This is a genomic window from Flavobacterium sp. HJ-32-4 (genome assembly GCF_022532105.1).
In the GTDB taxonomy this organism is placed as follows: domain Bacteria; phylum Bacteroidota; class Bacteroidia; order Flavobacteriales; family Flavobacteriaceae; genus Flavobacterium.
On the sequence record NZ_CP092832.1, the window covers coordinates 1,241,498 to 1,267,939 of the forward strand.

Below are 26,442 nucleotides of genomic sequence, written 5' to 3' on the forward strand. Positions count from 1 at the left end.
CGTCGATGTTTTTCCTTTATAACGTGTTGATGCATACCGTTGCCGCCCTTCTGCCGGTGGTGGCGTTGTTCAGTCGCAAGATGCGGTTGTTCGTCGACGGGCGCAGGCAAACTTTTTCGCGTCTGGAGGCGGCACTTTCCTCCCAACGACCTACGATCTGGTTCCACGCGGCGTCACTGGGCGAATACGAACAAGGACTTCCGGTGATGGAGCGTATGAAAGAACGGTTTCCGAACCACGCATTCGTGCTCACCTTTTTCTCGCCATCGGGTTATGAAGTGCGGAAAAACAACACGGTAGCCGACGTGACGGTTTACCTTCCGCTCGACACAAAACGAAACGTAAAGCGCTTCCTCGACATCGTGCGTCCCGAGCAGGTGTTTTTCATCAAATATGAGTTTTGGCCGAACTACCTCGCCGCCCTTCGCAAACGCGGAACCCCAACCTATCTTATTTCGGGCATTTTTAGGGACAATCAGGTGTTTTTCAAATGGTACGGCGGCTTCTATCGGCGCGCGCTGGATGCGTTTACCCATTTCTTCGTGCAGCATTCGCGTGCAAAAGAATTGCTGGAGTCAATCGGCAAACGAAACGTAACCGTCTCGGGTGACACCCGTTTCGACCGTGTGGCAGCGATACTCGAAAAGGATAACCGACTTGATTTTATGGAAGCGTTCCTTGACGGAAAAACCGCGATCGTGGTCGGGAGTTCGTGGCCGAAAGACGAAGCCTTGTTGGCGTATTATATAAACGCCTCGGGGCATGACGTGCGGTTCATCATCGCGCCACACAACATCAAGCCGGAGCAGGTGGCGAAATTGCGGGCCTCTCTGCAAAAACCGACGGTGCTGTTTTCGGAGAAAGAAGGGAAAACACTCTCCGATTTTTCCGTCTTCATCGTGGATACCATCGGCATCTTGACCAAAATATACAGCTATGCCGATATTGCGTATGTGGGTGGCGGTTTCGGAAACCCCGGGGTGCACAACCTGCTGGAGCCGGCGACCTTTGGCGTGCCGATCGTGCACGGACCGAATTACGCACATTTCGCTGAGGCGACGGCACTTGTAGAGATGGGGGCCTGCGCCGTTATTGAAGATGCCCCGTCGCTGGCTTTGGCGTTCGACACGCTGATTACCGATAGTTCCATCCGCGCGGACAAGGGGCACATCGCGCAGACGTTCGTGCAGATGAACCGCCACGCCGTTGACCGAATTATGACCTATTTCACATGATTACCTTCCGTCCCATACAAAAAACAGACATACCGGATGTGGTTCGGATGATGGTCGATTTTTATGCCATCGATGGCTACCCGATCGACACGGCCCATTCCACAAAATTGTGGGCACAGTTCGTCGAAAAACCGGATGCCGGGCGCGCGTGGCTCGTGTCATATAACGGAATCACCGCAGGATATCTGGTGTTAACGTTCATTTTCAGCTTTGAATACGGCGGTACCGTGGGCATCGTGGATGAGCTGTATATAAAGGATGTTTTCCGCGGACACGGAATCGGAAAAGCCGCAATTGCCTTCGCGCAGGAGGTGGCCGTCGACCTCGGGCTCCGCACGCTCTACCTCGAAGTCGAACCCCATAATGAAGTGGCCATACGCCTCTATCGGAACGCCGGTTTCCTTGAACACAAACGCGCCTCGATGCGCTTCCCTATTAATACTCCTTCCTCATGAAAGTACTGTTTCGTTTATTACTGCTTTTTGTTACCGTTTCCGTCAGCGCCCAACAGGGTGGCATGTGGATTCCGTCATTGCTTGACGGTTTCAACGAAAAGGAAATGAAATCGCTCGGCATGAAAATGTCGGTCAAAGACATTTATGACGTCAATCGTTCCAGCCTCAAAGACGCGGTGCCCCAATTTGATGGAGGCTGTACGTCGGAGGTGATTTCTCCAAAGGGACTGCTGCTCACCAACCACCACTGCGGTTTCGACGCAATCCAGTCGCACTCGACGGTCGACCACGATTACCTCACCGATGGCTTTTGGGCGTATAAAATGGAAGACGAGTTGCCGAACCCCGGCATGGTCGTGATGTTCGTAGTAAAAATCGAAGATGTCACTGCGCAGGTGCTGGACGGTACCGCCGGATTGAGTGAGGCGGATAAGCAGAAGAAAATCCAGGAGAACATCGCGGCTACGACCAAGAGTTTCCCTAAGGAAGCGTGGCAGGAAAACAAGATCCGCACGTTTTACGATGGCAACCAATACATCCTCTTCGTAACCGAGACCTTCCGCGACATCCGGTTGGTCGGCACGCCGCCTTCATCGATTGGGAAGTTCGGATCCGACACCGATAACTGGGTGTGGCCGCGGCATACAGGCGATTTTTCGCTGTTCCGGATTTATGCAGGAAAAGACAACCATCCGGCGGACTATTCGGCGGATAATGTTCCGTATACCCCCAAACACTACCTGCCGGTATCGATGGACGGTGTGAAAGAGGGCGATTTCACCATGGTGCTCGGTTATCCGGGGCGCACCACCGAGTACCTCCCTTCCGTAGCAGTCGCCCAGATCGTAAACGACCTAGATCCAGCCAAGATCGAAGTGCGCGACAAGGCATTGAAAGTAGTCGATGGGTTCATGCGAAAAGACAACGCCATCAAGATACAGTATGCGGCGAAGTACGCGTCGATTGCCAACTATTGGAAGAAATGGCAGGGCGAGGTGCTCGGACTTAAGAAGTCGGATGCCGTAAAAAAGAAGCAGCAACAGGAGGCGGCGTTTACCCAGCGTTTGACAGAGAAAGGCAAACAGGCGGAATATGGCAACCTGCTGCCGGATCTTGCCAAGAATTATGCGGAATTTGCACCGTATGCATTGGCGCGGGATTACTTTACGGAAATCGCGCTTCGCAATACCGAATTGCTGAGTGTGGCCTATAAGATGTACCAGCTTGAGCAGTTGCTGAACACCAAGGGTGAAGCGGCCTTTGAGGCGCGACGCACCGAGTTGACGACCGGACTGGGTGAATTCTATAAAGATTTCAATCCGGAAGTAGACCGGAACGTAGCCGCGCAGTTGATGCAATTGTACCTGACCAAATATCCAAAGGCCTTTCTTCCGGCCGGAATGGAGAACGTAAATGCAAATGACCTGGTAGCGGATGTCTATTCGCGTTCGCAATTGACGAGCTTTGACGGAGCCAAGAAACTGTTGGAGGGTACGTCGAAAGAAGTGTTGGAAAAACTGCATGCTGACCCTGCATTCGCCGTCCTGGCGAAAATGGCGGATAGTTATGTGAAGCAGGTAGCGCCTAAATATGAGGAAATCAACCTGCGGATCATCGGCCTGCAGCGCACCTATATGAAGGCGCAGATCGAAATGAACGAAGGGAGGAAACTCTTCCCGGATGCCAACAGCACCCTCCGCGTCACGTATGGGAAAGTCAAAGGGTATGAGCCGAGGGATGCCGTTTCCTATGGCGCGATGACCTATTTGGATGGCGTCATCGAAAAGTATATTCCGGGGGATTATGAGTTTGATGTGCCGAAGAAGCTACTTGAGTTATACGAACGCAAAGACTACGGTCCGTATGGAGTGAAAGGGAAGATGCCTGTTGCCTTTATAGGCACGAACCACACCACCGGCGGAAACTCCGGAAGTCCGGCCGTCGACGCCCGTGGTAACCTGATTGGACTGAACTTTGACCGGGTTTGGGAAGGCACGATGAGTGATGTGTATTATGACCCCTCTATTTGCCGGAATATCATGGTGGATATCCGCTATGTGCTCTTCATCATCGATAAATTTGCGGGAGCAAAAAATTTAATTGATGAAATGAAGTTGGTGCATCCAAAATAAAAAGATATTGATAATGAGTGGGTTGGATGTATTTCCCGAAGAACTGTTATAGGGAAGTTAAAAAAAATCCCCATTAAGACGAATTTGGCACGGTGTTTGTTACCTGGTGCTCGGACGAACGATAGAGGTTTCGAAAAAAGTTGAAAAAATAATTTTAACGAATTGAAAAATTTTTATCTTTGCCACGAATTAATAATTAACCTTTTATATTTAAGTAAGATGAAAAAAGTAATTTTGAGCGTTATCGCTATCGCTGCTCTGACTGTTGTTTCTTGCAAGAAAGAAGCTGAAAACACTGAAGCTGCTGCTGACACTACTGCTGTAGCTCCTGAGGCTCCTGCTGACACTACAGCTGCTCCTGCTGCTGACACTACAGCTGCTGCTGCTGATACTACTGCTGCTCCTGCTGAAGCTGCTAAGAAGTAATTAGCACCCGCTAATAAAAACAAAGCTCCGCATTGCGGGGCTTTTTTTTTGGGCTTTACCCAGGGAAAAGAAGGGAGGTGTTTGAAAAGTCGAGCGTTTCGGCAAGTGGCGCCGTCTTGCGTACTTCGTCGCAGGCTTTTTGTAAAAGCAACTCAGTAGTGAACTTACGGCTTGTTGCCAGGACCTCGCCGTCGAGCACAATGCGAAATAGGAACTTTCCGCCGGCCGCCTTCGCCGTTTCAAATTGGGTTTGCTCCAACTGCTGCGCCAGCCGCGCAATACCCGCTTCGCACGCCTCTTTCGATTCGTATCCGAGGCTACTCAGGATCACTTTTCCTTTCCGCGACGTAAATTCGAATTTGTAGTCTCCGTTTAGTTTGGTGCTAATGACAAACGCGCCCATATCAGAAATAAAAAAAGCCCCAGTAGTTGGGGCTTGTGCTGTACTCAAGGTGGGACTTGAACCCACACGGACATTGCTGTCCACTGGATTTTAAGTCCAGCGTGTCTACCGATTCCACCACTCGAGCAAATAGGTAGAATTTGAGCGAAAAACGGGATTCGAACCCGCGACCTCCACCTTGGCAAGGTGGCGCTCTACCAACTGAGCTATTTTCGCATGATGTAAAAGAACGTGCAACCCTGTGATTGCGGAGGCAAATTTAATACTAAAATCGGATAGTGCAAGGTTTTTTGCTAAAAAATGCACGATTGATTTGTAAGTCATTCTCGCTCAAACCAAAGCCAATACCAGGCTTGGTTTCTTTCTTATTTCTTCACCAGCATCCGGCGAATCTCGTTCAGTTTCATCAACGCTTCAACCGGCGTTAGGGTATTGATATCAAGATTCACAATCTCATCACGAATCTCCTCCAACAGCGGATCGTCAAGGTTAAAGAAGCTCAATTGCATTTCTTCCTTTTCACTCCGGATGCCGTTCAGCGCGTCACCTGAATGGTTCTTTTCGAGTTTCTTGAGGAGTTTCTGCGCCTTTGCCACTACCGTTTGCGGCATGCCGGCCATACGCGCCACATGGATACCGAAGCTGTGGGCGCTGCCGCCTTCTATCAGTTTCCGTAAGAACAACACATTGTCTTTCAGTTCTTTGACCGATACGTTGAAGTTGCGGATCCGCGGCAAAATATCCGTCATCTCATTCAACTCGTGGTAATGCGTCGCAAACAGCGTTTTCGGTCGTCCGGGGTGCTCGTGCAGGTATTCGGCAATGGCCCACGCAATCGAAATGCCATCGTAGGTGCTGGTACCCCGTCCGATTTCATCGAGCAACACCAGACTACGGTCCGAGAGGTTGTTGAGGATCGACGCCGTTTCGTTCATCTCGACCATAAATGTCGATTCGCCCATCGAGATGTTGTCGGAGGCACCTACCCGCGTGAAAATTTTGTCCACCATGCCCATGCGTACCTCGTCTGCCGGAACGAAGCATCCCATCTGGGCCAACAGCACAATCAGCGCCGTCTGTCGCAGTATGGCGGATTTACCCGACATGTTCGGTCCGGTAATCATGATGATCTGCTGCGCCTCGCGGTCAAGAAACACATCGTTACTGATGTACGAGGTGCCGACCGGAAGTTGTTTTTCGATCACCGGGTGCCGGCCTCCTTTGATTTCGAGTTCGAACGAATCGTCTATCAACGGCTCGGTATAGTGCTGGTCAAGGGCCAACTGGGCAAACGACGCCAGACAGTCGAGTTGCGCGATGAGGTGGGCGTTGAGTTGCACGGGTTTGATGTACGTAGCAATCCAATGCACTAATTGCTCGAACAGCTCGGTTTCGAGTTTGTGGATTTTTTCCTCCGCCCCGAGTATCTTCGTTTCATATTCCTTCAGTTCCTCGGTGATGTAGCGCTCGGCATTCACCAGGGTTTGCTTGCGGATCCATTCGGTTGGGACTTTATCTTTATGCGTGTTCCGGACTTCAATATAGTAACCGAATACGTTGTTGAATGAAATCTTGAGCGAGGCGATGCCCGTGCGTTCTGCTTCCCGGCTTTCGATCCGTTCGAGCACCTCCTTGCCGGATGTGGAAATCGAGCGGAGTTCGTCAAGGTCCGGATGTACGCCCGCCGCGATGGCATTTCCTTTTGCAATGGCTACCGGCGCGTCCGGATGCAGGGTAGCGCGTATCTTCTCCCGCAGCAATTCGCATCCGTGTAAATTGTCGCCCATAAAACGAAGCGCCTCATTCCCGCTTTTCAGCGCCATTTCCTTGATAGGGAGGATAGCGTCGAGTGAATCACAAAGGTAGATGACTTCCCGTGGACTCACTTTCCCGGTTGCCAATTTCGAGATCAGTCGCTCCAGATCCGAAATGAGCCGGATCTGTTGCTGCAACGCCCGGAGCGTGTCGGGCTGTTCCTTGAAATACCGCACCACGGCATGTCGTTCCCGTATTTTCACGATGTCTTTCAAAGGAAGCGCCAGCCAGCGTTTCAGCAGGCGTCCGCCCATAGGCGACAGCGTCCGGTCGATGACGTCGAGCAGGGTGACCGCGTTTGGATTGGTGCTGCCATACAGCTCGAGGTTGCGGATGGTGAAACGATCCATCCAAACATAGGCATCCTCTGCGATGCGCTGTAAAGCGGAAATATGTTGCAGGCGGTCGTGGCGCGTCTCCGATAAATAATACAGGATGGCACCCGAGGCAACGATGCCGTCGGAAAGGTCATCCACGCCAAAACCCTTCAGGGAATTCGTCTTGAAATGCCGGGTAAGGGTCTCTACCGCGTAGTCGTCTTTGTACACCCAATCTTCGAGGAAAAACAGATGGTGGTCGTCGCCAAACGCCTCGCGAAACGCAGATTTACATTGTTTAGGGACGAGGATTTCGCTCGGACTGAAATTCCGGAGGAGCTTGTCGATATAGTCCGGGGTGCCCTGTGCAGTCAGGAATTCGCCGGTGGTGACATCCAGAAAAGCGACGCCGAGTTGTTTCTTTCCAAAACTCACCGACGCCAGGAAGTTGTTCGATTTCGACTGCAATACCTCGTCATTGAACGCCACACCCGGTGTGACCAATTCCGTAACGCCGCGCTTGACGATTGTTTTGGTCATTTTGGGATCCTCCAATTGGTCGCAGATGGCGACACGGAGTCCGGCTTTTACCAGTTTGGGGAGATAGGTGTTCAGGGAATGATGCGGAAACCCGGCCAGTGCCGTCTCACTTTCGCTTCCGTTCCCCCGTTTTGTCAGGATGATACCGAGGATGCGCGAGGCCCGGATGGCATCTTCTCCAAAGGTTTCGTAAAAATCGCCCACGCGAAACAAGAGGCAGGCATCGGGATACTTGGCCTTGATCTCGTTATACTGCTTCATCAGGGGCGTTTCTTTCGCGGCTTTTTCCTTTGCTGACAAATCGTTGGTTTTTTGGATGACGGTACGGGAACCGCGAATTTAAGTAATTTACAGTGTATGTATTAGCGCCAAAATTTAAAATTTATTTATGAAAAAAACCCCGCAGCCATTGGCAAATATTGCTACATTTGCTCAAACCAATTTATTATTCACCACATGAAAAAGAATATTTTTCTTTTATCCGTTCTGTCGGTTTTTGCCCTGACAACGGCTTCTGCACAGGAGTCCAGCAAGAAAACCGTCACAAAAAAACAAGCCAATACAACAGTAGAGGCGCCTAAACCGGCGGTTACAGGTCCTGGCATCGTTTTCGAAAACGAAACCATCGACTACGGAACAATCGAGTTCAAGGCAGATGGCAAGCGCGAGTTCGTGTTCACTAACAACGGAACCGAGCCGCTGATCATCAAAAATGCACAAGGCTCTTGCGGCTGTACCGTTCCGACGTGGCCAAAAGACCCAATCGCTCCAGGCGCGAAAGGTGTAATCGGTGTGAAATATGCTACGGAAAGAGTAGGATCGTTCACCAAAACCGTTACCCTTACGACCAATGCTTCTGAAACACCAAAAGTGTTGACAATCAAAGGAACCGTAAAGCCTGATCCAAACGCAGCGCAACCAGCTCCGGCTGCTGCACCTGCTACAAAAAGCTAATACGTTTATCAACGTGTGAAATGAAAGCTTCCGAAAGGAGGCTTTTTTTGTAAACGATGCGAAAACTCGAAAATGACGAACTCGGCCGAAAGTCGCCGGATGAATTCCGCCATGCGGGAAAAAACACCGCTTATTCTGGTGCTCGACGATGTGCGAAGCGCCTTAAATGTAGGATCTGTTTTTCGGACGGCCGATGCCTTTATCGTTGAGAAAATCATCCTGTGCGGAATTACGGCAACGCCACCCAATAAGGAAATCAACAAAACGGCCCTCGGCGCGACCGAAACCGTAGCGTGGGAGTATCGGGAGGACATCCTGGAAACCCTCGCGGAACTTCAGGCGGCCGGTGTCAAAACCTACGCCGTTGAGCAGGCGGAGGGCGCAACGATGCTCGATACCTTTCATCCAGAACCGGATACGACCTATGCGTTGGTATTCGGCAACGAGGTGTTTGGTGTGTCACAAGAAGCCGTGAATGCCTGCGGCCAATGTCTTGAAATTCCGCAATCGGGCACTAAACACTCGTTAAATATCGCGGTCAGTGTGGGGGTCGTAGTATGGGATATCTGTTCTAAATGGAAAGTCGGTATATGAGAAAAATTGCGGGATGGGGCGTACTGCTCCTGATGTATGGGTTCCTTCAGGCACAGAATGTAGCACCGGTGTTGCACGCTACGGGCAATCAGGAGTATTGTCCAGGCAGCGCCTTGCCCATCGTCACCAGCATGACCATTACCGATCCGGATGATACCGCCACCGACGCGATTTACATCCAGATTTCGCAGGGATATGTGCAAGGACAGGACGTGCTGTCGCTTACCGGAACCCACCCGGGGATCGTACCCTCATGGGATCCGCTTGCGGGGAAACTTACCTTGAAGAACCCGGCAGGCACGCCTGTATCGTATACCGACTTCATCGCGGCCATCGAGGATGTGGTCTTTACCAACTCCGCCGCCAATGTCTCGGGCACCCGCGTGTTTTCCATCACAGTAGGACAGGCAAATTACCTTCCGTCTACACAACATTATTACCAATACGTTCCCAACCTGGGCATTACCTGGTCATCCGCCCTTACCGCCGCTGCCGCCAGCACGTATTATGGGTTGCAGGGCTATCTCGCTACGATCCTCTCGGCAGATGAAGCGCAACTCTGCGGCGAACAATCGTCGGGCGCGGGCTGGATTGGTGGAAGCGACTCGGGCCAGGAAGGGCTCTGGAAGTGGATGACCGGCCCTGAAGCGGGAACTGTGTTCTGGGACAACGGCCCGGCTACGGGTTTCTTCTTCTGGAACAACGGCGAACCCAACAATCTCGGTGACGAGGATTATGCACACATTACAGCACCCGGTGTGGGCGTACCGGGCTCATGGAACGACCTTTCCAACACGGGGGACGTGAGCGGCAATTACCAGCCAAAAGGATATATTGTGGAATATGGTGGAATGCCGGGCGATCCGGTGTTGCAGATATCCACCACTTCAAGTCTCTACGTACCCTCGATTTCCGACACTACCGGCGCCACGGTCTGCGGCTCAGGAAGTGCGTTGCTAAAAGCCGAAACCAATGACGGCACAATCGGATGGTTTGCGGCGCCGACCGGTGGCGTACGCTTAGGAACGGGTCCACAATTTACAACGCCCGTTGTTTCGGCTACCACCCAGTTTTATGCCGATCCGTTCAACGGAACCTGTCCCGGCGCTACCCGCACGCCGGTTACCCTCACCGTATTGCAGGTGCCGCAAGTTACCGTTTTGGATCCAGGCCGCTCCTGTGGTGATCCGGTGCAACTCGAAGCCAGCAGCAATGTCGGTTTCATTCGTTGGTACGATGCGCCGACCGGTGGCACCCTTGTGGGTAACGGACCCTATTTTACCACACCTGCCCTTACCCAAACGACGACCTATTACCTCGAAGCCGACAATGACGGCTGTATCTCGCCCACACGGGTTTCGGTGACCCTGCCGGTGTACCAAAAACCGGTGGTAGCAGACGATACGTTTACCATTTGTCCCGGCGATACGCTCGTGCTCGATGCGGGCGTGTCGAATGTGAGCTACCAGTGGTCACCTACAAACGAGACGACACGTACGATCAACGTCACCGAAGGGGGCGTATATTCCGTAACGGTCACTACGCCACAGCCTGAAGGTTGCAGCGCAGTGGCGACGTTTACGGTAACCGAGTTTGTGCCGCCGGTGATTTCAGAGATTGTCCTGGATGGCCTTACGGCGACGGTGGTGATGGCGCAGCCCGGTGACTTTGAATATTCATTGGATGGGACGACCTTTTCCGATTCGCCCGTACTCCAGCTACCCGAATCCGGATTGTACACCGCCTATGTGCGGGAGAAGAACCAATGCGGAAACGACAAGAAGGAATTCGTAATAGGAATGATCCCGCCGTATTTCACTCCAAATGGCGACGGACGAAACGATTATTGGTCTATTCGGGGTGGACTCAAATACCCAGGATTCCAGTTATCGGTTTTTGATCGCTACGGGAAGCTGATAACGACGCTCTCAGGCGCGAACCGCAATTGGGACGGAACGTATAACGGAAGACCTGCACCCGCGGGAGACTACTGGTTCGTTCTTAAACTCGATCCCACCACCGCCGATATCCGCGGACATTTCAGCTTGTTGCGCTAAGTACTTTTTTCCGGATTTCGTCTAGGATAAAAAGATAGTCCTTCTGGTTTTTGACAAAATCGAGTTTCGAAACATCGATGACGAGGATGTTCATTCCCTGCTGCGACTTAATAAAATCGAGGTAACCTTTGTTGATCTTTTCGAGGTATTCGGCCGGAATTTCCTGCTCATAGGCACGGCCTCTTTTCCGGATGTTGGCCAGCAACCGTTCGGTGTCCTGGTATAAGTATACGTAAAGATCAGGTCGCGGCATTTCCCGGTAAATAATATCGAACAGTTTTCGGTAAAGGCGGTACTCGTCCTCTGCCAGTGTCACCTTGGCGAAAATCAGCGATTTGAAGACGTGGTAATCCGATACGATGAAGTCGCGGAAGAGGTCGAACTGCGCAATGTCATCCGATAACTGCTGGTAGCGATCGGCCAGAAACGACATTTCCAAAGGGAAGGCATACCGCGGCTGGTCTTTATAAAACTTCGGCAGGAAGGGGTTGTCGGCAAAACGCTCCAGCACGGTTTTGGCATTGAAATCCTCGGCGATGCGGGTGGTAAGGGTGGTTTTTCCGGCCCCGATGTTCCCTTCGATCGCGATATAACTGAAGTTGCCGAATGGGAATCCGTTTCCGGGTAACTGTGGCGTTCCGACATGGCGACAATGGGATTCCGGAAGTGCTCTGATAAGGTCATCAACCGTTGCCCCTGAAACAGGATGCACAAAATCCGGCAGGATGTCGCGTAGTGGAAACAACACAAAATCACGGGTCGCCATCCGCGGATGCGGAACCGACAGTTGCGGGGTATCCATCACTTCATCATCCCAGGTAAGGATGTCAATATCGATGGGTCGTGATGAGTAGGTGCCCGTCCGGATGCGTCCTGCTTTCTTTTCGATCCCTAACACACTTTTCAGCACGACCGATGGTTTCTTGAGGGTATGCACTAGGATGGCAACATTTAAGAAATCACCGCCTTCGAAGCCCCACGCAGGCGACTCGTATACGCCTGAAACCCGAATGACGGTCCCGATCTCGGCATGAATCCGGGCGATGGCGGAATCAAGCGACGCAAGCCGGTCGCCTTCATTGCTGCCCAGCGACAGGATGACGCGGTGTTGCAGGTTCATGGGGCGCAAAGTAATCAAATTCGGGCGTATAATAAAGCTATATTTGCAGTTCCAGACGTGCGGATGTAACGCTGCCTGTCTGTGAAAGACTTATCGTAAAACTAAACGTACTATGAAGTTTCTGTCAAATGTTTTAGCCACGATTGTGGGGCTTTTCGTTTTTTCTGTACTTTCTTTTTTCATGTTCCTGCTCGTGGCGGCTGTGGCCGGTGGCGGGAAAGAGTCGACTGAAGTGAAGGACGATTCGGTCATCGAACTGGATCTGGCCGATATCTCCAATGACTACGCCGGCAAGTACTCTGACCCCTGGGTAGAATCACTGTCGGGGAAGAGCCGTGTGGGGGTGATGGATGTGGTAAAAGCCATCCGGGCAGCAGGAGAAGACGACCAGATAAAAGGGATTTCCATCCTCAACAACACCTCCGACCTCGGGATCGCCCAGGCCAAGGCCCTTCGCGACGCGCTGGCCGATTTCCGCAAATCGAAGAAGTTCGTTTTGTCGTATAGCAATGCGTATTCCCAAAAAGAATACTACATCGGTTCTGTTGCCGACACCGTCTACCTGAACCCGGTCGGCGAGATGGATTTCCGTGGACTGTCTACCGAACTGATGTTCTTCAAAGACCTTCAGGAGAAGTCGGGCATCCGTATGGAAGTCATCCGTCACGGTAAATACAAATCGGCCGTAGAGCCCTTCCTTGAAAACAAAATGAGCGACGCCAACCGCGAGCAACTCACCGCACTTTTGGGTGGGATTTGGTCTGGTATCCTGAACGATATCTCTAAAAGCCGCCATATTCCGGTTTCCCAGTTGAATGCTATTGCCGACGGACTCCTCGCCCGTACGCCCGAGATGGCAAAAAACCAGAAGCTGGTCGATCGCGTTGCGTATGAAGACCAATACCACGATGCCATTCGTAAGGCATTGAAGGTGGAAAAAGACAAAAACTACAACAGCGTCAAAATCGCCGATTATGCAAAGAATGTGGCTACCACTCCGGATGAAGGCCTGGGCAGTGACCGCATCGCTGTCATTTATGCGCAGGGTGAGATCAAATCGGGTGAAGGCGACGTGACCTATATTGGCGAGGGTTCGATGCGCCGTGCCCTGAAAGAGGCACGCGAGAACAAACGCATCAAGGCGGTGGTATTGCGCGTCGATAGTCCGGGTGGAAGCGCCCTTACGTCTGACCTGATCTGGAGGGAGATCGAACTGACGAAAAAGAAAAAGCCGGTTATCGTGTCGATGGGGAACCTCGCGGCCTCCGGCGGGTATTATATTTCCTGCGGGGCCGACCAGATTTTTGCGGAAGAAGGTACCATCACCGGTTCCATCGGTGTGTTTGGCGTATTGCCGAACGTCAAGGGACTCAGCGACAAGATGGGCATCCATGCGGAAACCGTCAGTACCAATGTCAATGCGGCTACGTACAGTCCGTTTCGTCCGCTTGACGACACCACACGTAAAACACTTACCGAAAGCGTCGAGTATATCTACAGCACCTTCGTAGGTCGTGTAGCCAAAGGACGCCACATGACGCCGGCCCAGGTCGATTCAATCGGGCAGGGGCGGGTTTGGTCAGGAAAAGACGCCCTTCGAATTGGGTTGGTCGATAAAATCGGCGGACTTGATGCGGCGCTGGCAGAAGCAGCCAAACGGGCGAAGATCACGAAATACCGGACGATGAATTTCCCGGAGTATAAGAAAGAACTGGGCGATGTATTGGCAGAACTCATGCCGTTTGCCAGCACGCGCGAGAGCATTATGAAGGAAGAGTTAGGCGAAGCGAACTACCGCATCCTGCAACAGTGGCGGGAAGCGATGGGCCAGAAAGGCGTACAGGCCCGATTGCCGTACGACATCCGCCTGAACTAAAAACGAAAGGCTGCTCTGAAAAAGGGCAGTCTTTTTTCTTTGTCCCTGATCCCCAGTTACGATTTTGATGTTGGATTGTGGATGGATTGACTTAATGCCTTTGACCGGGTATGAATTTGTCACCATATACGCTTTATATACGCTTTATCTAGGGAGTATCCAGGCAGTATCCAGGCAGTATCCAGTTTTTACGACCCGTTATCAATGACCGAAAAAGTCGTCAGGCCCCCCGTTTAATGAAGAAGAGGGCAATGACGGAAATAACTACAAAAGAAAACGGCCCCTTTCCAGAGGCCGTTCCCATTTTGAAAAACCACATCAAAATTTCATTCCGACGCCGAAACCAAAGAGCCACGGGTTGATATCGACGTCGGCTGGAATAGACAGTCCGGCGGCCAGGTTAGAGGCGTCAACCGTCACGTCCGTATTGAGAAAGATCTTTTTGACGTCTGCGTTCACGAAGAACTTGTCGTTGATCATGTAGTCGAAGCCTGCCTGGAACGCGAAGCCCAGTGCGTTTGAGTAGCTGACATCCTTCACTACGCTGCCTTCATCGGCCCCATAGAAAATGGTGTAGTTCACACCGGCACCGAGATACGGACGGAAGGGCTTGTCGACATTGAAATGGTATTGTGCCGTCAGGGTCGGAGGCAGCAACCATACACTGCCGAGGTCGACATCGGCTGTGCCACCGCCGATGGGAGACAAGTCTGATTTCACGGTTTTGACATCGTGTTTGGCCGTGCCCAGGATGAGTTCCGCCGACCAGTTGGGCGTGAAGAAATACGTGAAGTCGAGTTCAGGTATGAAGGCCGTCGAGATGTCGACATCACCCCCAATGGCCCCAATCGAGGCGCTTTCATCCGGCACAACGGCCACGCCGCGGAGGCGCACTTGCCAATGTTTGAAACTGTCTTCGTTCTTGGTGTCCTGTGCAACAGCTGCAAACGGTAAACCGACCAGAAGGGCAAAGACGCAGATTTTTAGCGATTTCATGTGTTTTCGTTTTGAATTACAGTTCAAAAGTACCCCTGAAGAATCGCTTCGGGTATGATAATAATCATAGGGCGGAAAGTTTGTTTTTGACACTTTTTTGCTCCAAATCTTAGCAAAACATTATCACCGAAAAAAAGGCAAAACCTTACATTTGTTCGCATCCATCCTAAACCCTGTGGTTATGTTGAAAAAAATCCTGAAGTGGACCGGTATCTCGTTTCTCGTTTTGCTCCTCATCCTGTTCATTGCGCCTTATGTTTTCCAGGGCCAGATAAAAGCCAAGATTGCCGAGACCATCAATAAAAATGTCGATGCGAAGGTGTCGTTTGCCGATGCCGACCTGAGCCTGTTCCGGAATTTCCCGCAGGCCAGTGTGCGTGTCGACTCATTATTGGTCATCAACAAAGCGCCGTTCGAAGGTGACACACTGGTGTCGTTTGGAGAAGTCAATCTCGTGATGTCGCTTAGGGAGTTATTTAAAGGGAAGGAGGAACCGATGCAGGTTGATTCGTTTACGTCGGAAAACGGAATCATCAACATCCTGTTTAATAAGGATGGCATAGGGAATTTCGACATCGCCTTGAAAGACCAAAAAGAAGAGGACGGCAAGAAAAGCGATCCGTTGTCGCTGAAGGTGAAAGAATATGAAGTGCGCAATTTCCGTTTCCGGTATTACGACGCACGGTCGAAGATCAACATGGTCATCGACAGTCTCGACCACCAGGGAACGGGTGATTTCGCGGCTTCGAAACTCGATTTGGTGACGAAAACGAAAGCGCGCCTGTCGCTGGATATGGACAACGTCAATTATATGCGCAACGTCGCCCTGTCGCTTGATGCAGTTTTGGGAATCGATCTTGACAAACAAACCTATACGTTCAAAGACAACAAGGCGCTCATCAACAAGTTACCACTGCGGTTCAACGGATCGCTGCAATTACTCGACGACGGACAGGCGTATGACCTTACGTTCAGTACCCCAACATCCGACTTCCAGAACTTCCTCGGGTTGATTCCGTCGGCCTATTCGGGCAGCCTGGCCAATGTCAAGACAACCGGCAGTTTCTCGGTAAAAGGATTTGCCAAAGGAAAACTTACGGATACCACAGTGCCGAAGTTCAACATAGAGATGGCGTCGGATAACGCGTCGTTCCAATATCCGGATTTGCCCAAATCAGTGCAGGACATCCAGATCAACACCCAGATTATCAACGACACCGGTATCATGAACGATACCTATGTCAACCTCCAGAAACTGGCCTTTCGTATCGACCAGGACGTGTTCAATGCGAGCGCTACCATCCGGAACGTAGCCGAAAATCCGCTGGTAGCCGCGAAGTTGAATGGTACGGTCAACCTGGGCAACCTTACACGGGCGTATCCGGTGAAGCTGAGCAAACCGCTTTCCGGTATCCTCAAAGCCAATGTCGAGACGAATTTCGATATGAAATCGGTCGAAACGAGCCAATACCAGAACATCCGCAACCAGGGAACCATCGACCTGTCGGGTTTCCAATATGTAGATGACAACGGCAAGGCGCTGAAGATCAGCCAGGCGTCGGTTTCGTTCGATCCGAGCCGTGTCAGCCTGAAGCGATTTGATGCCACGACCGGACGCACCGACCTGAGCGTGAACGGCACCCTTGACAACTTTTACGGCTTCGTATTCAAGAACCAGGTGCTGAAAGGCAATTTCAACCTGTCATCGAACCAGTTTGCGGTCAGCGATTTTATGTCGGCGGATGCACCGGCCAAAGAAGGCGCGGCACCGAGCGGGGCGATGAAAATTCCGTCGAACCTCGACTGTACGCTGAATGCCAAAATCGGAACCGTATTGTATGATAATCTCACCTTGAAGAACGTGACGGGTAAAGTGACGGTGCGCGACCAAACGGCGACGCTGTCGGATGTGCGGACGTCTATTTTCGATGGACTCATCACAGCCAGCGGCGGTGTGTCGACCAAAGAGAAAGTCCCGACGTTTGATATGGACCTGTCATTGAACAAAATCGACATCCAGCAGTCGTTTACCCAACTCGATATGTTGCGGAACATTGCGCCCATTGCGGGTGTCATCAACGGCAAATTGAATTCGACGATAAACGTCAAAGGAAAGCTCGACCCCAAAACGATGGCGCCTGACCTGAAGACACTTTCCGGCGACCTGTTGGGGCAATTGTTGTCGACGACCGTGAACGAAAAGAACTCCAAATTGCTGAGCGCCCTTTCGGGGAACCTCAAATTCATCGACATCTCGAAACTCAACTTAAACGACCTGAAGGCCCAATTGGCGTTTGAGAATGGCAAGGTCACCGTCAAGCCATTCAACCTTAAGTATAAGGACATCGGTGCGACCATCGGGGGTACCCACGGTTTTGACCAGGCGATGAACTATAATGTCAAACTCGATGTACCCGCGAAATACCTGGGCACCGAGGTCAATAACCTGCTGACGAAACTGGCACCCGCCGATGCTGCCAAGCTCGACAATGTTCCGATCAATGCCAATCTAACCGGTAGTTTTTCGAGTCCGAAAGTGAGCACTGACCTTAAACAAGCCACCACGAGCCTCGTGACCCAATTGGTGAAGCAGCAGAAAGACAAATACACGCAACAGGCCACCAATGCCCTGGGCAACCTGATCAAGTCGCAGACCGGTGGCACGACAACGAAAGATACTACCAAGTCGGCCACACAAAACGCGAAGGAAACCGCGGCTGAGAAGGCCAAGGAAAAAGGCAAGGAACTGCTGAACGGCCTGTTCAACAAGAAGAAAAAAGAAGAAAAGAAAGAATAAAGAGAACCCCGCATCAGCGGGGTTTTTTATACGGTGATGGCCACGCGGTAGCCTTCGAAGGCCCGCACGTTGAATACGGTGCCGTCTTCAAAAAGCAGGTACTGCCCTTTTATTCCGGCGAGGATGCCCGAGAACGACGTTGTCTTATCCAGACTGAGGCTTGAGATCGACGACGGGTAGCGCGCGACCGGATATTCCATTTCGAACACATCGATTTTTTCGGGGAAGAAAAATTCCTGCACCTCGTCCGGTAATAGGTTGTGCAGTTTGATCCGCTCGGAGGGTAGATCAAAATGGGAGACGGCGTTGGTGAGCATTTTCCGCCAATTGATCTTATCCGAGAAATGCGCTTTGAGGGCGACTTCGGTGATGCCTGCCAGATAGCGATTTGGCACTTCGACTATCACAATCGCTTTCTCCGCACCCTGGTCGATCCAGCGGGTGGGGACCTGTGTTTTGCGGGTGACGCCCACTTTGAGTTCACTTGAGCAGGCAAGGTATACCACGTGTGGCTGCACCTGCACTTTGGTCTCATAGTCGAGGTCGCGGTCGGCGATACCCAGGTGGGCCGTGCTCAGTTCGGGGCGCATGATCCAGTCGCCGGCGGCCGGACTGCCGTAAAAGCAGTCGTAGCAAAAGCCCTGTCGGAAGATCTTTTTCTGTTTGGAGCAGTTGAGGCATTGGTAGCCTTTCAACACCACTTCCAACGGTTTCCCGATCTGTTGGTTGAGGTTCAGGAAACTGTTTTCGAACACCAGGTAATATTGAATCGGCTTCCCGTATTCGGTCTGCATCTTGGCCAGTGTACCTTCGTAAAGCATGTAATGGGCGTGTTTAATAGGATCCGGCATGGATAAAGCCGGAATTTTCATATTTTTGGTAAAGTTAGCCATCATGGCCTAGACCACCAACCCAAACCATATGCCTTTTCCGCTCGTCAATTCGGTTGCCGCCTGGATCCTGAAGAAGCGGGTCCACCAAATGGAACTCTTCCTCAAATATCCGCATGAGGTGCAGGAAGAATTGTTGATGAGCCTTCTCCGTCAGGCCGATACGACCACGGTAGGGAAGACGTATGGTTTCGACAGCATCCGCAGTTACCGCACTTTTGCCGACCGCATTCCCATCGCGACCTACGAAGACCTTGAGGGGATGATCGAACGCACGCGCCGGGGCGAGCAGAACCTGTTTTGGAGTTCGCCCATCAAATGGTTTGCGAAATCGAGTGGTACGACGAACGCCCAATCGAAGTTTATTCCGGTAAGCTTCGAGGCGTTGGAGAACTGTCATTATAAAGCAGGCAAAGACCTTCTGTGCCTTTACCTGAACAACAACGAAGATTCGCAACTGTTCACAGGCAAAAGCCTTCGATTGGGAGGAAGTAAGCAGGTGTATGAACAGAATAATACGTATTTCGGCGATCTGTCCGCCATCCTGATCGAGAACATGCCCTTTTGGGCCGAGTTTTCGAGTACACCGAGCAACCGGACGTCACTTTTGGGCGATTGGGAAATCAAGCTCGATGCGATCATACAGGAAACGCTTCAGGAGAATGTTACCAGTTTTGCCGGGGTTCCGTCGTGGATGATGGTGTTGCTCAACAAAGTGCTGGCCGAAACCGGGAAGAAAGACATCACCGAGATCTGGCCGAACGTTGAGGTGTATTTCCACGGCGGTGTGAGTTTCGATCCGTATCGCGACCAATACCGGAAGCTGTTTCCGAAGGCCGATTTCCAATACTACGAAATCTACAATGCGTCGGAAGGTTTCTTCGCCATCCAGGACCGGAACAATTCGCCGGACCTTTTGTTGATGCTCGATTATGGCATTTTCTATGAATTCATCCCGATGGATACCTACGGAACCGCCCATCAAAAAGTGGTGCCCTTGTGGGAGGTCGAGCCGGATGTGAACTACGCCATCGTCATCACGACGAATTCCGGATTGTGGCGTTACCAAATCGGCGATACCGTCCGCTTTACGTCAATTGACCCATATCGCATCCGGGTAACCGGGCGTACGAAGCATCATATCAATGTCTTCGGCGAAGAACTTATCATTGAGAATGCTGACCAGGCCGTGGCCCGTGCGTGCGAGATCACACAGGCGGAAGTAGTGGATTATACCGTAGCGCCGGTTTTTATGGAAGGGAAAGAAAAAGGGGCGCATGAATGGATGATCGAGTTCCGTCGCCATCCGGAAAACCTGTCGGCCTTCCAGGAAGTGTTGGATACGACGTTGAAATCCCTCAACTCCGATTACGAAGCGAAACGCCTCAATAACATGACCCTGAATCCGCCGGTGGTGAATGTGGCGCCCGAGAATTTGTTCTATCACTGGCTGAAGCGACAGGACAAACTGGGTGGACAACATAAGATTCCGCGTCTGTCGAACCAACGGCATTATATGGACGAACTCAAAGAAATGTGCCGAAACTAGTGGCACGGACTTTGCTTCCCTCCTTACAAAAAATGAAAAAGCTACTTATCATCGGTTTTGCCCTGGGCGTTTTGACATCGTGCGGCTGTCAGTCATGGAGTTGTCGCAAACGCTATGTGCAAAAAGAATCGGGCACAATCCCTTTAAAAAAAGGGACTTACGAACGAAACGAAATACATCCGGCCTGATCGCCGGATTTTTTTTTGGGGTGATTGTGTGTTAAAACTGTAACAAAAACCGCAACGTCCAGTCTTAGTTGCAATCATCATCAATCATCAATCACATGAAATCACTTCTACTGGCACTTGTCCTGTGCCTAACCGGACGTATGTCCGCGCACCCACCCACGCAAATTGAAATCCATTCCACCATTGACGGCGGCGCGTGTTCGGCTGACACCACCGAACGGAACATTCTTATTGAGAAGAAGACGCCTAACGGCCTCGTGAAAGTCGGTGTGTATAACGGCACCGGCTGCCTCCTGAATCTCGATCTTGAACTGGAAGCCGGCGAGTATGTGTTGACGTTCAGCGGTCTTTCCTTTGAGACACAAGCTGTGGACTTCACCGTAACCGATGCCAACCGTGCCAATCTGGTCATTGGAACCGTGTTGCTTCTTTCGAAGACCACCGAACTCAACCAGGTGACCATTTACGGTAACAAACGGCAGTATGTGAAGGTTGAATCGGATAAGACCACCATCAGCGTCCGCGAGAACGGCTTGTTGAGTTCGGGCACCAGCCTTGATGCCGTCAAGAAACTTCCGGGTGTAGTGAAAGCACCGGGTGGCAACCTTTCGTTGAACGGCAAAGGGGTACGTATTTACATTGACGGGGCGCCGAGTTCACTCACCGGCACCGATTTAGAGAATTACCTGAATTCGCTTCCGGCGAACGCCATCGAGAAAGTCGAACTTATCTACAACCCAGGCGCGGCCTATGATGCCAATGCGAGCGGCTCGATCATCAATATCGTGACCAGTACCAAGCGGATGAAAGGCATCAATGCCAGTTTCAACATCAATTACAATTTCAACAAATACCAAAAGCCGAGTCCGCAGATCCTTCTCAACGGAAAAGAGAAAAACCTGAGCTGGCAGACGATGATCGGATATAACTATATTGAAGGCGAGAACTTCAACCGCACCGTCCAGGATTTCACCTACTTCACGCCGGCGAAGCAACTTGACCAACGCAATCTGGCTCTTTTCCATTGGCGGAACTGGTATTGGAGAAGTGGCACCAACTATAAAATCAACGACCGTTCGAACCTGTTGTTCAATTACAATGTGCACGTATCGAACGATGAGGTAGGCAACGACGCCCTGACCACCGGACCCGACATCGACTATCGCAACAACTCGGCTACGAAGTTCAAGACAGCCTCACACGAAGCGGTGCTGCAATATAAAGTCAAGCTGGATACCATCGGGCGCACGCTGGATGTTACGGCGTACGGTAATTACTTCGGTCGCGGCACCAAACTGCGGGGTATTTCCGATGAGAATGCGGATATGTCGTATAACAACAGCAACATCGACTTCGACATGTATAATTACTACCTGAAGTATGATTTCGCGATTCCGTTTGAAAAGTGGAATTTCTCGATCAATACCGGAGGTAAATACAACGTGTTGAAGGTAAGCGATTTGGGCAAGTACAATTTCGACAGCGACACCGATGCCATCTTTGGTTCGGGTGTGTATGCCAATACGATTGATTTCGATTATACCGAAAACAACCTTGCGTTCTATGCCGAGGCCCGCAAGAAATGGGGGAAACTGAACCTGACGGCCGGATTGCGGTTCGAAGATTTTGATGTGACGCGTGAAGCCAGCACGGCGGCCGACCGCATCAAGTTTGTCAACAACAACCTGTTCCCGACGTTCAACGCGATGTATGAACTGACCGACAAAATGAACGTGTCTGGATCGTACACCCGTAAGATCGCGCAGCCGGGTTACTTTACGATTGACCCGAACATCAATAACGTGTATAACAAATACAACACGTCGGAGGGGAATTTGGCGCTTCGCCCCGTATTCTTCGACAATTTTGAATTTCGTTTTTCGGCATTCGACTATATCCAGGCCGGTGTGAACTATTCGGTTTCAACCGACAACAACCAGTTCATGCTGGAGGCCGCGGATGGCGAGTTGGTCAGCAACCGCACGTTCGTTTCGTTTGATAAGATGAAGGTGATAGGTGCTTACCTGAACTTCCCGATTCCGCTTGATTATATTTTCAAAGGGAAGCAGGAGTTCCAGAACCGGATGGGGCAATTGGACAAGATGAATTACATCATGGCCAATATCGGTTGGAACAAGACCATTACGGAAGGGTATCCGTTGGGGTATCCGAACAGAGGCACGTTCAACTTCGGCTTCCAATCGCAGATACTGTTGCCATGGGGAATTACGAACAACATGTCTTATTTCATCCTACCGAAAGGGGTGTGGGAGATTTACCGTATCGACAAGCCGATCCAGAGTCTCGATATTTCGTTCAATAAGGATTTTATGGATAAGAAACTCCGCGTCGGCCTCCATGCCTTCGACATTTTCAACGTAAATGAAGTGAATGCGTATGTCACCGGGCGGAACCTTGACACCCGCTTCTACGAGAAGCAGGACAGCCGGGTATTCCGGGTATCGCTTACCTACAATTTTGGTAACCTGAAACTGGAAAAAGAGAACACCGACATCAACGTGGAGAAAGCCAACGGTGGCGGTGGCGGATTATAAGTTATTGTTTAGGTTGATAGTGCAGGACCCGGTCATTTGGCCGGGTTTTGCCATTTAAGACACCGTCACTTTTCTAACTGGCTTTTCAGCTCTTCGATCTCTTTTTTAAGCTGGGCGATGTATTCGCGTTGCAGTTGGATGACGTAGCGTTCTTCCTCGACGGTAGGTGACGTTTCTGGCGCGGGCGGATAGGCATTTCGGATCATAGTGCCTTTTCCGGTCAGCAGCCACTCGGCCGAGATTTCGGGAAAGGCCGCCAGAATGTGGTTGAGGGTCTCATCTTTCACGTTGGCATTGCGTTTCAACGCCACCTGGATGGAGTTGTTCGACATGCCGATTTTCTTTTCGAATGCGCTGACAGACAGGTTTTTGTCTTTGATGATTTGCCGAATACGTGCAATAGGCTTTTCCACTTCCATGGGTAGCAGCGAACTTTTTTCTATTTTTTGTTGGAAAAAGCGTACAAAAATTAGAAAGTTGTTTATATTTGTTTCGTTCCCCTGCAAGATAGTGCTTTTCAGATGTTATGACATTAGAACAGTTGAAAAAAATGATGCGTTATGGCGATTACGCCACGCTGTCACGCATGCTTGAGATCAACCCGGAGGCGGCCAAAATGCGGCTTCTTCGCGGCGATGCGAAGGCCATGGAGGCCATGCAGCTGTTGATAGAGAGCAGGGAAAAATTAATAAGAGATTATATCGATAGCAAGGAAGGGGCTAGACTTGGAAATACTCCGTAACTAACCTTTAAACCGCGATATACCATGATTACGCACACATTTTAGCACTGCCTGCAGTGTAGCCCGGTCTTAGAGATCGGGTGGGGTCTTCATGCCCACTTCATGCCTCCGGAACCTCATAAATAAAGGTTACGGAACGGCCTTTTTCAATCATTATTAATGCCATATAGCTATTGTATCAGTATGAGAACTCAGTTTTCCTTTTGTGTCCTTGCGTGTTTCGGACTAGTGGTCCTTGCTTCCTGTTTAAAAGAAGCGCATACATCCGGTGGTATAACCCCAAAAAATACCCGTTCCGCCATCGGCCATTCTTCGGACGAACAGGCGGGACAAGCGGATGATACGTTTCCAGAGCCCGTGTTGCGGGAAGATGTGCGCGATACCTATGGCGTGGTGTCGCCGAACCCGCATGACCACATCATGTGGGGCGATCTAAAAAAGCGGGACGATGATCTTTAGTCGCGTCGTTACACAGTGGAAAATCGACGCCTATCTGATACTCTCCATGCACGGTAATCTGATACCGGAACGTCGGAGATCGGATAGTTATGTCTTGCAACCAATCGCAAAACGATAGGTGGGAGGGGCTTTATGTATGATGAGCGTTTCATTGGACGTCGCAACGAAAAAGCTGTGTTTTTAGGTTGTAGTGCTTCCCGCGGAAGCGGCGCAATCATTGGTCGGGCAGGCTGTCCCGAGCGACGTGCTACGTACCTATAAAATTGCACGAAATCAAAAGAATGGTAAAGGAAGAGGCTTACCACCTCGATGATTAGCGGACATTGTTTCATCGATGTCTATCTGACGGATTTTATCTGCGTTTTCGGACAACGGCTTGCAGATGGGGTACCGAACCAGCACGAACAGGTGGTTCTGCTGCCATGGTAAACAACGTCAACCATCACAAGAAGATGCCACACTTCCTGGGATTATTTTGTGGCGTTCTGGGAACTACCTGGGTTTCCAGAAGTAAGGATCAGGAAAACAGTTATCAACCTGTCATTTCTAACCAACACATACGGAATGACGTAATATTTTGTAATTATGAGAAAAATAGTTTTTAGCTTACTTGCTATTTTGTATTTTGGATTCAACGGCTATTCACAAGACAGAGCGGAAGGAGATTTGACCCCTCTTGTCGTAATGGAAAATTCTAACGAAGCCTCGTTGAAGCTTTCATGCACAAAGGTGAATGTAGGATTGAATATTTTGATCGCCTGGGTGTCGGCTGATGTTTATATTGCATGTGGATTTCCTCCGAATCAAGCGTATCCAACGGGTTGTATGCCGGTAAGTGAAAAAATGTGTAAGGCAATCGAAGATATGCAACCGCAAAAAACCAATTATGCCTTAAACATAAAGGACTTTTTCAAAGATGTTGATATACGTAAGGTGACCGAATTGGAAATTACAAAAAGCGATCAATGGTTAGACGATAGCGGCGAAACGGTCACCATCAGGCTCGGTAAATACCCAGTCGACCCGGAGGGTTACTTTAACTTAGAGATTGTAAAAACGAGGTAAATGTATTATGGAAAATAGTAAAGCTAAAAGGATTTACGCGTTCATTTTTGATGTAATCATTTCAAATTTTATTGGGTTATTGTTTTTCTCGATTTTTGACATCGATGAAAATATTACGACCGGGAGACTTGAAAGTATAGATGCGAACATACGCTACGGCCTATCCCTACAAATCGTTGTATTTCTGTTGTATAATCTAACTTTCGATTGTATCAATAAAGGTGTCACTTTTGGCAAATTAGTATTTTCCATTAAAGTGGTACGTATTGAAAGCGGGGACGAAACGGCCGTGCTTACACGTATAGTGAGAACGATCTTAAAAATGATCAGTACCATTTTTCTCCCTGTTTCGGCGCTCCTTTATTTATATAAGGGCGTTACCATCCACGAGAGATTTTCCAGGACGAAAACTATCCGTTACCAGAAGAACTGAATGTCTGGGAAAAAGTAACCTAACGTATGAAATTTATGGTGTTATTGGTAGTACTCATGGTGCTACCAATGCCCTTTTATGCACAGTCGGATTTAGACAAAGTGCTAAAAGGAGGAGAGATTCTGGTCAATGGACTGTCTTTTTTTAGTGGCGGGAAGTCCGAAAGTAAGTCCACAAATTCCAAAACAATCGAGAGCGTGTGCGTAAAGAACAAACTTGCCGAGAAGATCGTTTTTAGAATTACAGGCATGAACGAGGACGGTGACGAAGTCAAAAAAGAAATGGTAGTCCAGAAAGAGGGAAAAGAGTGCGTTTTTGAATTGCCCAAAGGCATTTATACCTATGAAATTGTATTGGCAAACAAAGAAATATTCAAAAAAGGCGAATACAAATTCAATGATGATATCACGATTACGGTCAAGGAGGAATAAACAATGCGGCCAGTATCTACCTGGCTAATCACATAATTCCGTTGCATAACCTCCGGAAACCGATTGTTCGAGAAATGCACAGGAAACCCCTTACTGTAACTGTGTAGAAGTGAACCCGGCATTATAGGATGCCGGGTTTTTTACCCTCAACCCATGTCGTCCGAAATCAAATGGCGTTTCGGCACGCCTCATAAAAAACGGCGCTGAAGCGTAACCGAAAAAGCATGACGATACCACCTAGAGATTTGGATTAGGTTGGGCAGCCGCCGTAAGGTTTCGGGTGACTGATTTCAAGCGATTCAGCAACGAGGCTATTTGACTAAAAGTAGTGCACATCCTGTTGTTGGTCCTTTCGAAACCGGACGAGGTCATGCTGGTGGACAAATCGACCTACATCCGCCGCAAAGGCAAGG

The 26,442-nt window shown here is 50.3% G+C and carries 21 protein-coding genes, 2 tRNA genes and 1 pseudogene; 16 read left to right on the forward strand and 8 right to left on the reverse strand.

The genetic code is table 11. The features are described from left to right. Positions 1–5 precede the first annotated feature (5 nt). The 4 genes from MKO97_RS05015 (at position 6) to MKO97_RS05030 (ending at position 4,248) form a co-directional block, all read left to right on the forward strand. Complete coding sequence (locus tag MKO97_RS05015; protein WP_241104974.1) at positions 6–1,235, forward strand: 3-deoxy-D-manno-octulosonic acid transferase; 1,230 nt, start codon at positions 6–8, stop codon at positions 1,233–1,235. Further along, positions 1,232–1,690, forward strand: a complete 459-nt coding sequence (locus tag MKO97_RS05020; protein WP_241104975.1) for a GNAT family N-acetyltransferase — start codon at positions 1,232–1,234, stop codon at positions 1,688–1,690. Before MKO97_RS05015 ends, MKO97_RS05020 begins: the two co-directional genes overlap by 4 nt. Continuing rightward, positions 1,687–3,822 carry a S46 family peptidase gene (locus MKO97_RS05025; protein WP_241104976.1) on the forward strand — a complete coding sequence of 712 codons (2,136 nt, stop codon included), beginning with the start codon at positions 1,687–1,689 and terminating at the stop codon, positions 3,820–3,822. The genes MKO97_RS05020 and MKO97_RS05025 overlap by 4 nt, the downstream gene beginning before the upstream one ends. A 162-nt stretch (positions 3,823–3,984) precedes the next feature. Beyond that, positions 3,985–4,248 carry a hypothetical protein gene (locus MKO97_RS05030; protein WP_241104977.1) on the forward strand — a complete coding sequence of 88 codons (264 nt, stop codon included), beginning with the start codon at positions 3,985–3,987 and terminating at the stop codon, positions 4,246–4,248. A 55-nt stretch (positions 4,249–4,303) separates the two neighbouring features. Here the strand turns inward: MKO97_RS05030 and MKO97_RS05035 are convergent, their stop codons facing one another. The 4 genes from MKO97_RS05035 to mutS form a co-directional block, all read right to left on the reverse strand. After that, complete coding sequence (locus MKO97_RS05035; protein ID WP_241104978.1) at positions 4,304–4,651, reverse strand: DUF1508 domain-containing protein; 348 nt, start codon at positions 4,649–4,651, stop codon at positions 4,304–4,306. A 41-nt stretch (positions 4,652–4,692) separates the two neighbouring features. Further along, a tRNA-Leu gene (locus MKO97_RS05040) sits at positions 4,693–4,778 on the reverse strand. A gap of 16 nt (positions 4,779–4,794) precedes the next feature. Next, positions 4,795–4,867, reverse strand: a tRNA-Gly gene (locus tag MKO97_RS05045). A 149-nt stretch (positions 4,868–5,016) separates the two neighbouring features. Next, positions 5,017–7,623 carry a DNA mismatch repair protein MutS gene (gene mutS, locus MKO97_RS05050; RefSeq protein ID WP_241104979.1) on the reverse strand — a complete coding sequence of 869 codons (2,607 nt, stop codon included), beginning with the start codon at positions 7,621–7,623 and terminating at the stop codon, positions 5,017–5,019. A gap of 156 nt (positions 7,624–7,779) precedes the next feature. Between mutS and MKO97_RS05055 the strand changes: the two genes are divergently transcribed. The 3 genes and pseudogenes from MKO97_RS05055 to MKO97_RS05065 all read left to right on the forward strand — a co-directional run bounded on the left by MKO97_RS05055 (position 7,780) and on the right by MKO97_RS05065 (position 10,928). After that, positions 7,780–8,277, forward strand: a complete 498-nt coding sequence (locus MKO97_RS05055; RefSeq protein ID WP_241104980.1) for a DUF1573 domain-containing protein — start codon at positions 7,780–7,782, stop codon at positions 8,275–8,277. A 56-nt stretch (positions 8,278–8,333) separates the two neighbouring features. After that, positions 8,334–8,871, forward strand: a pseudogene (locus tag MKO97_RS05060) (TrmH family RNA methyltransferase). Beyond that, the gene (locus MKO97_RS05065) at positions 8,868–10,928 is read left to right on the forward strand and encodes a T9SS type B sorting domain-containing protein (protein WP_241104981.1); all 2,061 of its coding nucleotides are present in this window, start codon (positions 8,868–8,870) and stop codon (positions 10,926–10,928) included. The pseudogene MKO97_RS05060 and the gene MKO97_RS05065 overlap by 4 nt, the downstream one beginning before the upstream one ends. On the opposite strand, the gene folK is transcribed toward MKO97_RS05065, so the two are convergent. Continuing rightward, positions 10,912–12,048, reverse strand: coding sequence for a 2-amino-4-hydroxy-6-hydroxymethyldihydropteridine diphosphokinase (folK, locus tag MKO97_RS05070; protein WP_241104982.1), 1,137 nt, complete (start codon positions 12,046–12,048; stop codon positions 10,912–10,914). The genes MKO97_RS05065 and folK overlap by 17 nt on opposite strands. Before the next feature lie 112 nt (positions 12,049–12,160). Between folK and sppA the strand changes: the two genes are divergently transcribed. Further along, positions 12,161–13,924, forward strand: coding sequence for a signal peptide peptidase SppA (gene sppA / locus MKO97_RS05075; protein WP_241104983.1), 1,764 nt, complete (start codon positions 12,161–12,163; stop codon positions 13,922–13,924). 318 nt (positions 13,925–14,242) lie between these two features. Here the strand turns inward: sppA and MKO97_RS05080 are convergent, their stop codons facing one another. Beyond that, positions 14,243–14,920, reverse strand: coding sequence for an OmpW family protein (locus tag MKO97_RS05080; protein ID WP_241104984.1), 678 nt, complete (start codon positions 14,918–14,920; stop codon positions 14,243–14,245). A 181-nt stretch (positions 14,921–15,101) separates the two neighbouring features. Here MKO97_RS05080 and MKO97_RS05085 point away from each other — a divergent pair, with 181 nt between their 5' ends. Continuing rightward, positions 15,102–17,717 carry an AsmA-like C-terminal region-containing protein gene (locus MKO97_RS05085; RefSeq protein ID WP_241104985.1) on the forward strand — a complete coding sequence of 872 codons (2,616 nt, stop codon included), beginning with the start codon at positions 15,102–15,104 and terminating at the stop codon, positions 17,715–17,717. Between the two features lie 26 nt (positions 17,718–17,743). On the opposite strand, the gene MKO97_RS05090 is transcribed toward MKO97_RS05085, so the two are convergent. Then, the gene (locus MKO97_RS05090) at positions 17,744–18,538 is read right to left on the reverse strand and encodes a DUF2797 domain-containing protein (protein WP_241105503.1); all 795 of its coding nucleotides are present in this window, start codon (positions 18,536–18,538) and stop codon (positions 17,744–17,746) included. 100 nt (positions 18,539–18,638) lie between these two features. Here MKO97_RS05090 and MKO97_RS05095 point away from each other — a divergent pair, with 100 nt between their 5' ends. Beyond that, positions 18,639–20,156 carry a GH3 auxin-responsive promoter family protein gene (locus MKO97_RS05095; RefSeq protein ID WP_241104986.1) on the forward strand — a complete coding sequence of 506 codons (1,518 nt, stop codon included), beginning with the start codon at positions 18,639–18,641 and terminating at the stop codon, positions 20,154–20,156. A 283-nt stretch (positions 20,157–20,439) separates the two neighbouring features. Further along, positions 20,440–22,899, forward strand: a complete 2,460-nt coding sequence (locus MKO97_RS05100) for a TonB-dependent receptor family protein (protein WP_241104987.1) — start codon at positions 20,440–20,442, stop codon at positions 22,897–22,899. A gap of 65 nt (positions 22,900–22,964) precedes the next feature. Here MKO97_RS05100 and MKO97_RS05105 read toward each other — a convergent pair whose 3' ends face one another. Further along, complete coding sequence (locus tag MKO97_RS05105) at positions 22,965–23,318, reverse strand: helix-turn-helix transcriptional regulator (RefSeq protein WP_241104988.1); 354 nt, start codon at positions 23,316–23,318, stop codon at positions 22,965–22,967. A gap of 107 nt (positions 23,319–23,425) precedes the next feature. Here MKO97_RS05105 and MKO97_RS05110 point away from each other — a divergent pair, with 107 nt between their 5' ends. The 5 genes from MKO97_RS05110 (at position 23,426) to MKO97_RS05125 (ending at position 26,029) form a co-directional block, all read left to right on the forward strand. Continuing rightward, positions 23,426–23,641 carry a hypothetical protein gene (locus MKO97_RS05110; RefSeq protein ID WP_241104989.1) on the forward strand — a complete coding sequence of 72 codons (216 nt, stop codon included), beginning with the start codon at positions 23,426–23,428 and terminating at the stop codon, positions 23,639–23,641. Between the two features lie 183 nt (positions 23,642–23,824). Then, on the forward strand, positions 23,825–24,100 hold the full coding sequence (locus MKO97_RS05115; protein WP_241104990.1) for a hypothetical protein: 276 nt from the start codon (positions 23,825–23,827) through the stop codon (positions 24,098–24,100). 585 nt (positions 24,101–24,685) lie between these two features. Beyond that, entirely contained in the window at positions 24,686–25,165 is a 480-nt protein-coding gene (locus MKO97_RS05120; protein ID WP_241104991.1) for a hypothetical protein, read from the forward strand. A 7-nt stretch (positions 25,166–25,172) separates the two neighbouring features. Then, a complete protein-coding gene (locus MKO97_RS15120; RefSeq protein ID WP_371820434.1) occupies positions 25,173–25,598 on the forward strand; it encodes an RDD family protein in 426 nt (141 codons plus the stop codon). Between the two features lie 26 nt (positions 25,599–25,624). Then, positions 25,625–26,029: a hypothetical protein gene (locus MKO97_RS05125; protein WP_241104992.1), complete on the forward strand. Its 405-nt coding sequence runs from the start codon at positions 25,625–25,627 to the stop codon at positions 26,027–26,029. Positions 26,030–26,442: the final 413 nt, after the last annotated feature.

Coding starts and splice junctions, on each gene's coding strand:
- MKO97_RS05015 (WP_241104974.1), top strand. CDS start 6: ATGTTTTTCCTTTATAACGTGTTGATGCATACCGTTGCCGCCCTTCTG.
- MKO97_RS05020 (WP_241104975.1), top strand. CDS start 1,232: ATGATTACCTTCCGTCCCATACAAAAAACAGACATACCGGATGTGGTT.
- MKO97_RS05025 (WP_241104976.1), top strand. CDS start 1,687: ATGAAAGTACTGTTTCGTTTATTACTGCTTTTTGTTACCGTTTCCGTC.
- MKO97_RS05035 (WP_241104978.1), bottom strand. CDS start 4,651: ATGGGCGCGTTTGTCATTAGCACCAAACTAAACGGAGACTACAAATTC.
- MKO97_RS05055 (WP_241104980.1), top strand. CDS start 7,780: ATGAAAAAGAATATTTTTCTTTTATCCGTTCTGTCGGTTTTTGCCCTG.
- MKO97_RS05065 (WP_241104981.1), top strand. CDS start 8,868: ATGAGAAAAATTGCGGGATGGGGCGTACTGCTCCTGATGTATGGGTTC.
- folK (WP_241104982.1), bottom strand. CDS start 12,048: ATGAACCTGCAACACCGCGTCATCCTGTCGCTGGGCAGCAATGAAGGC.
- sppA (WP_241104983.1), top strand. CDS start 12,161: ATGAAGTTTCTGTCAAATGTTTTAGCCACGATTGTGGGGCTTTTCGTT.
- MKO97_RS05080 (WP_241104984.1), bottom strand. CDS start 14,920: ATGAAATCGCTAAAAATCTGCGTCTTTGCCCTTCTGGTCGGTTTACCG.
- MKO97_RS05085 (WP_241104985.1), top strand. CDS start 15,102: ATGTTGAAAAAAATCCTGAAGTGGACCGGTATCTCGTTTCTCGTTTTG.
- MKO97_RS05090 (WP_241105503.1), bottom strand. CDS start 18,538: ATGCTTTACGAAGGTACACTGGCCAAGATGCAGACCGAATACGGGAAG.
- MKO97_RS05095 (WP_241104986.1), top strand. CDS start 18,639: ATGCCTTTTCCGCTCGTCAATTCGGTTGCCGCCTGGATCCTGAAGAAG.
- MKO97_RS05100 (WP_241104987.1), top strand. CDS start 20,440: ATGAAATCACTTCTACTGGCACTTGTCCTGTGCCTAACCGGACGTATG.
- MKO97_RS05105 (WP_241104988.1), bottom strand. CDS start 23,318: ATGGAAGTGGAAAAGCCTATTGCACGTATTCGGCAAATCATCAAAGAC.
- MKO97_RS05110 (WP_241104989.1), top strand. CDS start 23,426: ATGACATTAGAACAGTTGAAAAAAATGATGCGTTATGGCGATTACGCC.
- MKO97_RS05115 (WP_241104990.1), top strand. CDS start 23,825: ATGAGAACTCAGTTTTCCTTTTGTGTCCTTGCGTGTTTCGGACTAGTG.
- MKO97_RS05120 (WP_241104991.1), top strand. CDS start 24,686: ATGAGAAAAATAGTTTTTAGCTTACTTGCTATTTTGTATTTTGGATTC.
- MKO97_RS15120 (WP_371820434.1), top strand. CDS start 25,173: ATGGAAAATAGTAAAGCTAAAAGGATTTACGCGTTCATTTTTGATGTA.
- MKO97_RS05125 (WP_241104992.1), top strand. CDS start 25,625: ATGAAATTTATGGTGTTATTGGTAGTACTCATGGTGCTACCAATGCCC.